The following is a 12,161-nucleotide window of genomic DNA, read 5'->3' on the forward strand; positions in this document are numbered from 1 at the left end:
TTTCTCTAAGCCTCGAAGTAAAGAGGCATCAGTTATCCATTCCGAACCAATGGTAGAGTTGACAAGATCAGCAAGTTCTGGATTGCACCCGATCAACCAGCGCCGGGGAGTAATTCCGTTCGTCTTGTTATTGAAACGATCGGGATACAACTCGGCAAATTCGCGAAGCAATCTCTCCTTTAATAATTTAGTATGCAAGGCAGCAACTCCATTGACTGAATGGCTGCCCACTACTGATAAATGAGCCATACGGATCTGTCCGTCGGCAACGATGGCCATACGGTGCTTTCGACCAGCGTCTCCCGGTGCAATTTTTTCAATTTCCTGATCCAGAAAGCGTCGATTTACCTCCAAAACCAAATCGTAATGCCTTGGCAAAACTTTGGCAAACAAGCCCTCACTCCAAGTTTCCAAAGCCTCTGGGAGTAAGGTATGATTGGTGTAAGCAAAAGTTCGCCGGACGATATCCCAAGCCTGCTCCCATTGCATTTCTTCCTCGTCCACTAAAATCCTAAGAAGTTCAAGAATAGCAACCGCGGGATGGGTGTCGTTAAGTTGTACAACCACCTTTTCAGTAAATGACTCCCAGCCCTTATGACTCCTTTGATACCTTGCAATCATATCCCGCAATGAGCAGGAAACGAAAAAATATTGCTGAACCAAGCGAAGCTCTTTGCCACTCTCGGTTTCGTCATTCGGGTAGAGGACTTTGGATATCGTTTCGACCGTTGCTTTTTCACGAACAGCCTCTACATATCCACCCTGATTAAAGATATCCAAGTCAAATTCTTCAGATGCCTTAGATTCCCAAAGCCTTAAAAAATTTACTGTTTTTGCCCCGTATCCGACGATGGCAACATCAAATGGCAAGCCGTCCACTACGCGTGCACCAACCCACCGGGGTCGATAATTCCCACGGTCATCATAGTCGTGCTCCACATGGCCGTAGAGCTTTACTTTTTGAATAAATTGGGGACGGGCAATTTCCCAGGGGTTTCCAAAACGACGCCAATCATCCGGTTTTTCTATTTGCCGCCCGTCTTCAAACTCTTGTTTAAACAATCCATACTGGTAATGAATACCGTATCCGATGGCAGGAAGGTCCATCGTTGCCATGGAATCAAGAAAACAAGCGGCTAAACGACCCAAGCCTCCATTCCCCAACCCCATATCATGTTCCTCCTCACAAAGTTCAGGCAATTCAAAGCCCAATTCGTTTAAAGCCTGATCGAGGGATTCCCTAATGCCTAAATTGCAAAGATTCGCATTTAACAAACGTCCCATCAAGTATTCCAAACTCAGGTAGTGAATACGCCGGGAATCTGCATCCAAGTGAGCTTTTTGGGTCTGAATATATTGTTCCATTATCCTCTCCCTGACTGCAAGGCACACTGCTGCCCATACTTCCTGAGAAGATGCTGCATCCTTGCTGCGGGCAAGGTTGAGTTTGAGTTGTTGAAGAATGGAATCTTTTAATTCCTCAACCAATGAGTGCTCAGAGTTTGAGGAGGTCGATTCGGAAGAAGCTTCTTTTAATTTAGTCATGAATAAAAAAGGGACATAAAGAGATTGGCACGAAGTGTGCCAAAGTAATCTTTTTCAAATAAAAATACGATTCTTTTTCCCTGTAATCGGGAAAAACTAGCTTTATTCGGTCGAGAATTCGTAAACGGATAGATGACGGTAAGTTTCGCCTGGACGAAGCACACAGGATTGCCAACCCGATTCACCCTGATGATTCGGGCTATCTGGATAAAACTGGGGTTCAAGGCATAACCCCGAGCGCAAGGGATAAGGCTGCCCCCCAGAACCAGTCAAAGTTCCGTCCAGGTAGTTACCGCTGTAAAACTGGACTCCAGGTTGATCGGTATACAATTTGAGCACTCTCCCGCTTGAGGGATCTTTCAGAGTTGCCGCATGAGCCAAGCTCTCCTCGGTTGGAGGAACCACCCAAGTGTGGTCGTATCCTTTTCCAACAATTAGTTGTGTATGGTCTCCCTCGATTCGTGTGCCGATCAGTGTGGGATACCTAAAATCAAAAGGGGTGCCACCAACATGTTGAAAAGAAGTGGGGATATTCGTGGAATCCGTGGCTACAATGGAACTACCCGGCAAGGTCAAAAGGTGATCCAGAATGGTTGGGTCGCCCTCCCCCGCAAGGTTGAAGTATGTATGATTGGTCAGGTTTATCACGGTGGCTTTATCAGTAACCGCCTCGATCTCTACACTTAATTTATCATCCTCTGATAAAGAATAAATCACAGTAGTGGCAAGTGATCCCGGGTATCCCTCTTCTCCATCTGGACTGCGATAAGAAAGGCTTACACCAAGACCACTCTCAAGAGGCTTGCCCACCCATACACGTTTATCAAAACCCTTATCTCCCCCGTGAAGATGGTTAGGCCCATTATTGGTGGCTAACTGGTAAACTTCACCATCCAAAGTGAATTTCCCCCCAGCGATTCGATTAGCATAGCGACCAGCGATACATCCGAAATATGGGCTTTTCTCAAGGTAAACCTCAAGGTTTGGAAAACCCAGGGAAACATTCGCTTTTTTTCCGCCCCTGTCCTTTACAATAAGATCGCGAATGGCAGCTCCATATTCAAGAACACTCACTTCCATCCCATTCTCGTTTATCATGCGAAATTCATGGACCTTGGTACCATCGGGCAATATTCCAAATACTCTTTTGGATACTGTCATGGGCTTGGAGGATTTGGGTGGTTCTATTTCCTTAAGACCAAGGGCTTGCTTGCTCGATTGATAAGCTTGCCTGCTTTTCTCCGAAATATAATTGGTACCACTTTTTAATTTCTCGGATGCATTCCGACCAATTTCGCTCTGCGAACAAGAAAAACTCGAAAAAAGAAAGAGAAGGAAAAGAGAAGAATGAAGGATGGATTTTATTTTCATATGATTTGCACATGGTTTGATGAATGAATGGATAAGATTTAAAGTTTTCGCTTAAAACGATTCTCAAAATCCCGGGTAGGAATTTCAAAGTAAATCGGTCGTCCCTGTGGACATACATACGGGTTTCTACAACTCAAAAGACGGTTCGCCAAATCCATTATTTCATCGTCCGAAAAATCATCCTTTGTTTCGTCTCTATAATTAACCTGACGCTCAAGGGCTTGCCGAACAAATGATTCGACTTGAATAGCACCCCCGTTTTCTCGAGCAATTTCAAGAAAGTCATGGAGGTAACGAACCGCATATTCCGGATCGATCCAATGCGGGCAACCTTCGAGTCGATAGAAATTACGGCCAAACTCCTCGAGCACAAATCCTAACTCACGCAACTTAACTAGACTAACTTCTAAGCTGGCACGGTCAATTCCATCAAACTCAAGGGGTTCAGGTAGCAAAAGAGATTGCGATGCCACACTTGAATGATCACGAAGACTGTCCTCCAATTGTTCGAAACGTACACGCTCATAGGCCGCTCGTACGTGAAGAGCAACCACTCCCTGAAGAGTGGAAAACACAGCTAAGTCTCCATGCGGACAATCCAAAAACCTCCATTCTGCACCAGGATCTCTTCGATTACCCACCATGGTTCGGGGAATAATTTCAGCAGACGAAGGTGATGGAAGAATTTTCTTATTGTCCCCATCACTTAAATCAGGCTGATCATCTTTTATCGTTTCTTCTTTAGGACATGGAGTTTCCTGTAAGCTGTTAGATTTTGGCTGGCTTTCCTCGATTATTTTGCTCTGACCAAATAGCGCTAAGGCCTGGGAGTCGATCTTAGGGACTTGCCGGCCGTTTTCTTCCTCGTATTCAACAACAGGCAATGCGGGTTTAAATTCTGAGGACGGAGATGCCATGGCTCGGTTGTGAGCCAGTACACTGTTAAGAATAAAGGATCTCACTTTGGGATCGTCTCGAAAACGGATTTCTCGCTTGGAGGGATGGACATTTACATCGACAACTGCTGGATCAATCTCCAAAAAAAGGATGGCTGGAGGAAACCTGCCCTTGGGTACAAAAGTATGAAAAGCTTCAATCACCGCATAGGATATAGTTCGACTATCCACAGGCCTTCGATTTACGAAAAATATCATTTCCTTGCGGGTGGAACGGCTTTGTCCAGGTTTACCCAAAAGGCCGGACAACCGTAGATCATTCTCTTGAGCATCCATCGGAGTTAAGGACTCCGCCAATCCACGACCAAAAATTTCGCGAACACGATCGGCAGGACTATCGCAAGCAGGGGAACGAAAAACAGTACGCCCGCCTTCAATGAGGGTAAAGGTAACAGAAGGATGAGCCAAAGCATAGAGCTTTGCCATATGTATGAGGTGCGTTGCTTCTGTAACTTCGGTTTTTAAAAACTTTCTCCGACCGGGAACAGAGTTAAACAAGTGAGAAACTTCGACCCGCGTACCAGGGGGCATTCCACAATCCTTACAATGTATCATTTTTCCACCGTTGATAAAAATTTCCGTGCCCTCATTAGAAGAGACTGGACGGGTGCGTATAACAAAACGACTAACACTGGCAATTGATGGCAAGGCTTCACCACGAAAACCAAAGGTTCCCACTTTGTTCAAATCACTCGCCTTTCGAATCTTACTGGTGGCATGCCGTTCCAAGGCAAGAAGTGCTTGATCGGGGTTCATTCCCATACCGTCATCCTCGACCCGCAAATAAGACTTCCCACCGTTGCGAAACTCGATCTCGATCTTTTGGGCACCTGCATCCAAACTATTTTCAACCAGTTCTTTGAGCACAGCTACCGGACGCTCGACAACTTCACCCGCCGCTATTTGGTTGGCTACTTGGTCAGATAGAATACGAATTTCAGGCACCCTTCTTACGTAAGCTTGAACCTCCCAATCGACAATGGGAAAAAACTTCCAAGTATTGATGCTTGGGAAGCTTTGATTTCTTTGTCATAAGAAATTGTCCCATTTTTTTCTGATGCCCAACTTACTTAACAATCAATCGAGCCCTTACCTACAGGAATTGTCAGAACAACCCGTAGACTGGCAACCCTGGGGAAAAACTGCCTTTCAACTGGCCAAACAAACCGACAAACCAGTTATTGTTTCCATCGGTTATTCGTCCTGTCATTGGTGCCGTCAAATGTCCCGGGAGAATTATGAAGACTCCTATGTTGCATCGATCATGAATCGACATTTTGTATGCATAAAAGTTGATCGGGAAGAACGACCTGATTTGGATCTTTTTTATATGGAAGCTGCTCGGATGTTCAATCAGTCAGCAGGCTGGCCCCTGCACGCATTTTGCCTGCCAGACGGAGCTCCATTTTGGTGTGGAACTTATTTCCCCAAGGAAGATAATGGTCAGGGGATTGCCCCTTGGCCACAGGTGCTCATGCGAATTGCCGAACATTTCCGTAAAGGTCGTCATGAATTAGAGGAAAATGGAAAAAACGCATTGGAAAATCTCCTCCACACCAACAATTCATTTCTATCAGACCCGCGGGAGTGGAAAGCTGATATTCTGATTCAGGCAGGAGAAAGCCTCTGCCAATCCCATGACGATGAATGGGGAGGATTTACTCCCGCCCCAAAGTTCCCTTCCCCCATGAAGGTTGATTTTCTTTTTTCTTTGGGAGAGGCACAGACAGTCCGTCAGAATACCGGATTTTCCAAGAAACTAGATTCGTGCATCAAGCACACTCTGGGAGCTATGGCTAACGGAGCTTTATTTGATCATGTAAACGGAGGTTTCTTTCGCTACTGCTTGGACCGGGAGTGGAAATCACCACATTTTGAAAAAATGTTATCGGACAATGCTTTACTTGTTTCGACCTATTCCCGTTCATTAAGAAAATTTCAGAACCCTAGAGATCAAAAAATAATTTTGAAAACCCTGGAATGGATTGAGCGGGAAATGGGATCCCCAGATAAAGGGTACGCTAGTTCTCTTTCTGCGGAAACCAATGAAATGGAAGGAGCTCACTACCTTTGGACTGAAAGTGAACTTTATGAAGCCTTGGGCAAGGCTCAAGGAAAACAACTTGAAGAGTTATGGGGAACATTCGCCAAATCTCCAGACCCCCTATTCTTACCCAGGTTAGTCGATAAAGAGCGGTTATCTTTTGAAAGACAAGAGGAGATTTTTAACGAGTTACGCATGGACCGGAAAAAGCTAACCAGTCCTAAACGTGATGAAAAACGTTCCTGCTTCCAGCATGCTCTGCTTGCCCGGGCCTACTTGGATGCCGGTGTTGCTTTGGGTGATCAAATTTGCATAAGAAAGGCGGTAGATTTACTCAATTGGATGGAAAATTCCTTTTCTCAACCTGACGGTTCCGTTTCTTCGTTGTTGTATCCAAATAACAAAAAAAGTTCATGGGCCTGCTTAGAGGATTATACCCTCTGGGCTGAAGCCGTTTTGAACTTTGCTTCTGTTTGTGAAGGATTCGGGCTGGGTGGCAACGAGATTTGGATTGAAAAAGCCGAAACCTTAATAAGTTTTGCGGTCGAAAAATTTAAAGATCCAGCTTTGGCCGGATTTTACACTACTGCAACGCAGATGAAAGATAGTGGTCCGGTTTCGAAAAAACCTTGGTATGACCATGCCACGCCCTCTGGCAACTCATCTATCATGCGTTGCTTTCACCTTCTCGGGATACTGGGGGAAAATCGTAAAAAGTGGAATCAAGAATACAGCGAGGCATTAGGTGCTTATCCCAAACTTGCCCAACAAACACCTGATGGCATTGGCCATGCTCTGTGTGCCATTACTGAAGCTACTGTGGGTACACTAACATTTACTGCACCAGAATCGATTATCCAAGAAGTTACCTTATCGATGCAAAAAAAGCCCTACCGACTAATTTTTCTTAAAAAAAGTGAGGAAGTAAAATTATTAAATAACCAAAATATGATCCAAACTCCAGCTACATCCGCCCAAGCTATAATTGACAAGATTTGGCTCTAAAACCAGAAGAACCTAAGGCTTTTTCTTGGCAATTAATTTACTGAGGGACCTTCCATCCTCACGAACCACTTTTTCTGCAATTTCATTCACATCATAAGTTTTACCATGTAGTACCCTAGAAGCCACATTGATGGCCGCTCGTATTAGTTTCGAGTCTGTCTTCACGCGTTGCCCAGTTTTGGAAAGTACTCTTTCGATCTCGTCAAGCATGTTGAGGTCGTCCTCGGTTAAAGTAATGGTGCGTACCACGCGCTTAGGAAGGTTGGGTTCATTAGTGTCGCTCATAAATCCTTTTTTATGGTTAAATGGGGTCATGGCAAAGCATAAAATGCTTATCTGTACTGATTAAACACTTCATCGATAAACAAAAAAGCCCCTCAACAACGGAGGGGCTTCATTTTTAATACAACAAAGATCAATTAATTGCGGTTAATACAATTAAGGTCTTCAAAAGAACGCCTAAGGCGTTCGACAAAAGTAACCTCCCCGGCACGCAACCAAGCCCGCGGATCGTAAAATTTCTTGTTAGGCTTTTCATCTCCTTCGGGATTACCCAATTGAGCCTGCAAGTAATCCTTATTTTTATTGTAGTATCCATGAACACCATCCCAGAATGCCCACTGCATATCTGTATCCAAATTCATTTTTATGACTCCATAACCAATTGCTTCGCGAATTTGTTCACGTGAAGAACCGGAACCACCATGAAAAACAAAGTCGATCGGCTTACCCGACAAGCCGTGTTTTTCCTTCACGAATTCTTGAGAGTTTTTTAGGATAACAGGTGTTAATTCAACATTTCCTGGCTTGTAAACACCGTGCACATTTCCAAAAGCGGCAGCCACAGTGAAACGACTACTAACTGCGGAAAGAATTTCATAGGCTTGGTTAACTTCTTCAGGCTGCGTGTAAAGACGAGCACTATCAATCTCTGTGTTATCCACTCCATCCTCCTCTCCTCCGGTTACTCCGAGTTCAATCTCAATGGTCATATCCATTTGGTTCATCCGTTCGAAATACTCCTTGCAGGTTCCAAGGTTATCATCAATCGGTTCTTCTGAAAGATCGAGCATGTGAGAACTGTAAAGGGACTTTCCTTCTTTTTGATGAAACCTTTCACTGGCATCGAGCAAACCATCAATCCATGGAAGTAATTTTCTAGCCGCATGATCCGTATGCAAAATGACAGGCACATCGTAGGCTTCAGCCATAGCGTGTACATGCATAGCACCAGAGACAGAACCTAAGACGGCTGCTTTTTGTCCCTCATTGTCGAGGCTTTTACCGGCAAAGAACTGCCCGCCACCATTGGAGAACTGAACCATAACCGGCGAATTTACCGCGGCCGCAGTTTCCAAAACGGCATTTACCGTGTGGCTGTTGACCACATTGACTGCGGGCAAGGCGTATTCATTTTCTTTGGCATCATCAAAGATCGCTTGAACAGCGTCTCCAGTTGCCACTCCTCCTGGGAATTTTTTACTCATAGATTAAATAGTAGTTAAAGAATGTATTCGTTTTTTGCCACAAGTTCAGCTTGCTAGCAAAGAAAAATTGTTAAGCTAATGGGGAAAGTAAATCCTCAATTCAGCAAATCTTCAATATTTGAAGAACCCAGAGCCTTTTCCACTTCGTCCAATTTGATAAAAGTCGTCCGCGTGTGGGGAAGTTTGTATTTCTTGAAGACTTTTTTATCGAGTAGGTAGTAAAGTTTTCTTCTGGAAATTCGTAAAACTTTAGCAGCCTCTGTGATTTTAAGGATTTTGGGTGCAGGCGGCTTACGGATTTCCCGCATTGATTCCTGCTGGTCGATAAGAGACTCCTCCATCTTTGAAATTCTTTCATCTAATCCTAGTAATTTGTCTTTTATTTCCGATAGAACCATAAAAATTACTTCATTCTCTATAGCTTCTCGGTCTTTTACTCCGAGTTCCAATTCTTTTTGATTCCTAAAGCTAAACGCATCAATACGGGTACGGAAATATTTACGGTGTCTTTTCTTTCGATAAGTCCAAGAAATGCAATGAGGTGAGGCACGGTCTTTCGCCACAGAGTAAGAGATTTTCATAAATTGAGTTTGCTTGGGAAGTGGATTTAAGCTTATGGAAAGGTTTATTATTTAACTTATATCGATTAGATGAGCGACAAAAACTTTCCAGATGTAATTCGAGAAATTCATGACCAAGATAACCGATTTGGAAAAGGGGCTTATTATTTTATCCGGGAAGCGCTTGATCACACACTTAAGTCCATGGAGAAAAACAGCCAAGGCAAAGGCGGTCATGTTTCGGGAAATGAACTACTTGAAGGCATTCGTGAGTATGCTCTCGATCGGTTTGGACCAATGACTTTGACCTTGATGGATCATTGGAATGTACGGAAATGCCGAGATTTTGGTGAAATCGTTTTTAATCTTGTAGAACACGGTATTTTGGGACGTACCGAGAACGATTCCCTTGAAGATTTTGAAGGTGGTTATAACTTCGAGCAAGCCTTCGTTGATCCATTCCTCCCAAAGTCTAAAAAACAATCACCGCCAGAGAATAACTAAGCGAACTGATTTTTTTCTTAGCCCAGGCTTTAATTTCCAAAGATAAAGTACAGGAAATAAACGAGGGCAAGTAGCCCAATTGCCTGGTAGTATAAAGAGACTCGCCCAGCCTTTTCCCCAGTACCGAAAAGCCCCCCCGCTTGGTATTCCGACACTTCCTCTTCGTTTGTCTTCGTAGCGCAAACAGGACACTGTTCCCCGTCCTTTCGGTGCCATTCAAAATCACAAATACGACAATTTAAAAAGTCTTTACTCACCACTCTCAAAAGTAGATCAAGTTATTTGACCTTGCGCAATTCTTCATAATCTTAAAAAAGGAGAAACTCTTATGCCCATTAAAGGTCAAAATACAGACCATATTTTTTCTCTTCCCATAAATTTACAATTTGTTTTCATCTTGGGGGGTATCTTTTTTGCCTGTTTTTCTTCGGGCTCGGTCCTTAATAAGGATCTTTCTTTTGTACAGTCGAAAGCGTTGGAAGGTGATAAATATTACCAAGGAACGCTTGCCTTGTATTATAAATACGGAGAAAAAGGACTACCTGTTGATTTAGGCGAATCTGAGCGATGGGCTAAACTTGCTGCTAATCAGGACGGTGGAATTGCCATGGCTGTACTCGCATCCATCGAGTTGGAAAGAAACAAAGTAGAACGTGGGCAATTTTTGTATGACGAAGCCTACCTCCATTCTAACCTAAGAGATTTAGCAAAAGCCAAAGATCCGATTGCTTTATTTTGCGTAGGTTTAATGGAAATCGACAACCCTCCGAGAAATATTGAAAAAGGAATGCGCAACCTGGAAAGAGCAGCTGACCAAGGATTGGCTACCGCTCAGGCAACCTTAGGAATGATCTATTTTACTGGAATCGGGGTATCTCGAGACCCTAAAGAAGCAATTTCTTGGTGTTCATTGGCCTCTCGTCAAAGATTGCCGCTTGGCATGTTTTATTTGGGAATGGCTTATTCAACGGGAGATGGAATTTCAAGAAATAATGATTTTGCCAACCGTTGGATCCGGGCAGCTGCTGACCAAGGTTTAGTCATGGCACAACTTACCTTGGGCATGAAGCTTTCACTCGGCGACGGTATCGAACGAAACCTTGATCATGGAGTTCAATGGCTGAGACAAGCCGCAAACGCAGGCTCCTCAGAAGCAGCGTTGCAATTAAGACGCTTTGAAAACCTCTTGGTAAAAATACCCCCTCGGAGTTCATCTATCCCTGCAGGTGAAAAAAGAGCGGTTAGCAATCTTGCTCAGGAATCGATCGTGCCACCAAACAAGGATAAAAAAGCAAAAAAATATCGTAGTACTCGAATTCCCATGCCCAGAAAAGTAAATCCTGGTCCTTCTTCCGATCCAGTGCAAATGGCTCTTGAGATGCTGACTATTCATAATAATGAAAAAGTCGCCAAAAAGATGCTGAAAGAAATTGCCGGTCAAGGAAGGGCGGATGCACTTCGCGAATTAGGATTACTCCACTACAAAAGACAGGAATTTGACAAAGCCCGTGAGAACTTCCTCAAGGCTTCCCTCGATAAAGACCCGCAAGCAATACGTTATGTTGGCATTATGCACTTCCTCGGCCAAGGAACCAAACAAGATTACAACAAAGCAGAGGAATGGCTTTCCCAATCCTTACTTTTAGGAGACAACGAATCCAACCGCTATCTACGAATAGCCAAACAATTTAACAAATAAACTCTGCCGATTGTTCTGCCTTTAGCAGTAGAAAAGTCGGGAGTAAGTTTTTTAAATTTGTAAGCTTTCTTTAATCGAAGAGACTGCTTTTTCAACATTTTCGCGGTGTCCAAATGCACTGAGACGGAAGAAACCCTCCCCTGCCGGCCCGAATCCTGAACCTGGCGTGCCCACAACATGGCACTCGCCAAGAAGTTTGTCGAAAAAGTCCCAGGAAGAAAGACCACCCGGTGTCTTTAACCAGACATAAGGAGCATTACCTCCGCCATAAGTGATAATGCCCAGAGATTTTAACCCTTCGTTAATGATGCGGGCATTTTCCAGGTAAAATGCTACCTGTGCATCAGTTTGTTCCCTTCCCTCTTTCGATAAGGCGGCCAGGCCACCTGCTTGTACCACATTCGAAGCACCGTTAAAAAAAGTGTTTTGACGACGAGTCCACAGGGCATGTGCTTTGCCAGGCTCCGAATCCTCAGTTTGTAGGGCTTTGGGAACAATAGTCCAAGCAAGACGAACCCCAGTAAACCCTGCGGTTTTGGAAAAACTGTTCATCTCGATGGCGCATTTCTCCGCCCCTTCAATTTCATAAATGGAACGGGGAAGAGAAGGATCGGTAATAAAGGCGGCATAGGCGGAATCAAAGAAGATTACTGCCTTATGCTCATTGGCGTAGTCCACAAAAGATTTTAACTGCTCCTTAGTGGCCACCGCTCCGGTGGGGTTATTGGGACTGCAGATATAAATGAGGTCGACTTTGCGATCGGGAAGTTCCGGGAAAAATCCATTCTCTTCGGTACAAGGCATGTAAACCAGTCCTTCATACCCGGCTTCACCTGCCAAACCAGTACGCCCGGAAATAACGTTGCTATCGACATAGACTGGATAGGCGGGGTCCTGCACCGCAACCACACAGTCCTGGGAAAAGATACCCTGAATATTTGCAGAATCTGACTTTGCCCCGTCGGACACAAAAATTTCGGAAGGATCTAT

At 44.3% G+C, this 12,161-nt stretch carries 10 protein-coding genes; 3 read left to right on the forward strand and 7 right to left on the reverse strand.

What is annotated here, in order from left to right:
* From glgP to mutL, 3 genes are all read right to left on the reverse strand, one after another.
* The coding region (gene glgP, locus ACKPQ4_RS01035; RefSeq protein WP_407679353.1) for a glycogen/starch/alpha-glucan family phosphorylase at window positions 1-1,545 on the reverse strand (1,545 nt) is incomplete at its 3' end.
* A gap of 102 nt (window positions 1,546-1,647) precedes the next feature.
* Window positions 1,648-2,916: an aldose epimerase family protein gene (locus ACKPQ4_RS01040; protein WP_407679354.1), complete on the reverse strand. Its 1,269-nt coding sequence runs from the start codon at window positions 2,914-2,916 to the stop codon at window positions 1,648-1,650.
* Between the two features lie 38 nt (window positions 2,917-2,954).
* Complete coding sequence (gene mutL / locus ACKPQ4_RS01045) at window positions 2,955-4,817, reverse strand: DNA mismatch repair endonuclease MutL (RefSeq protein ID WP_407679355.1); 1,863 nt, start codon at window positions 4,815-4,817, stop codon at window positions 2,955-2,957.
* Between the two features lie 112 nt (window positions 4,818-4,929).
* Between mutL and ACKPQ4_RS01050 the strand changes: the two genes are divergently transcribed.
* Complete coding sequence (locus ACKPQ4_RS01050; RefSeq protein ID WP_407679356.1) at window positions 4,930-6,921, forward strand: thioredoxin domain-containing protein; 1,992 nt, start codon at window positions 4,930-4,932, stop codon at window positions 6,919-6,921.
* A 12-nt stretch (window positions 6,922-6,933) separates the two neighbouring features.
* Here ACKPQ4_RS01050 and ACKPQ4_RS01055 read toward each other — a convergent pair whose 3' ends face one another.
* The 3 genes from ACKPQ4_RS01055 to ACKPQ4_RS01065 form a co-directional block, all read right to left on the reverse strand.
* Complete coding sequence (locus ACKPQ4_RS01055) at window positions 6,934-7,206, reverse strand: hypothetical protein (protein WP_407679357.1); 273 nt, start codon at window positions 7,204-7,206, stop codon at window positions 6,934-6,936.
* A 134-nt stretch (window positions 7,207-7,340) separates the two neighbouring features.
* Entirely contained in the window at window positions 7,341-8,408 is a 1,068-nt protein-coding gene (gene fbaA / locus ACKPQ4_RS01060; RefSeq protein ID WP_407679358.1) for a class II fructose-bisphosphate aldolase, read from the reverse strand.
* A 95-nt stretch (window positions 8,409-8,503) separates the two neighbouring features.
* The gene (locus tag ACKPQ4_RS01065) at window positions 8,504-8,989 is read right to left on the reverse strand and encodes a helix-turn-helix domain-containing protein (protein WP_407679359.1); all 486 of its coding nucleotides are present in this window, start codon (window positions 8,987-8,989) and stop codon (window positions 8,504-8,506) included.
* Window positions 8,990-9,058: 69 nt separating this feature from the next.
* On the opposite strand from ACKPQ4_RS01065, the gene ACKPQ4_RS01070 reads away from it, so the two are divergent.
* Together ACKPQ4_RS01070 and ACKPQ4_RS01075 are read left to right on the forward strand one after the other, a co-directional pair.
* Window positions 9,059-9,472, forward strand: coding sequence for a Minf_1886 family protein (locus tag ACKPQ4_RS01070; protein ID WP_407679360.1), 414 nt, complete (start codon window positions 9,059-9,061; stop codon window positions 9,470-9,472).
* A 328-nt stretch (window positions 9,473-9,800) separates the two neighbouring features.
* The gene (locus ACKPQ4_RS01075) at window positions 9,801-11,171 is read left to right on the forward strand and encodes a tetratricopeptide repeat protein (RefSeq protein ID WP_407679361.1); all 1,371 of its coding nucleotides are present in this window, start codon (window positions 9,801-9,803) and stop codon (window positions 11,169-11,171) included.
* 51 nt (window positions 11,172-11,222) lie between these two features.
* On the opposite strand, the gene ACKPQ4_RS01080 is transcribed toward ACKPQ4_RS01075, so the two are convergent.
* A partial coding sequence (locus ACKPQ4_RS01080) for an LL-diaminopimelate aminotransferase (RefSeq protein WP_407679362.1) occupies window positions 11,223-12,161 on the reverse strand: 939 nt, incomplete at its 5' end.

The sequence above is a fragment of the Candidatus Chordibacter forsetii genome (assembly GCF_964187505.1).
In the GTDB taxonomy this organism is placed as follows: domain Bacteria; phylum Verrucomicrobiota; class Verrucomicrobiia; order Opitutales; family Seribacteraceae; genus Chordibacter; species Chordibacter forsetii.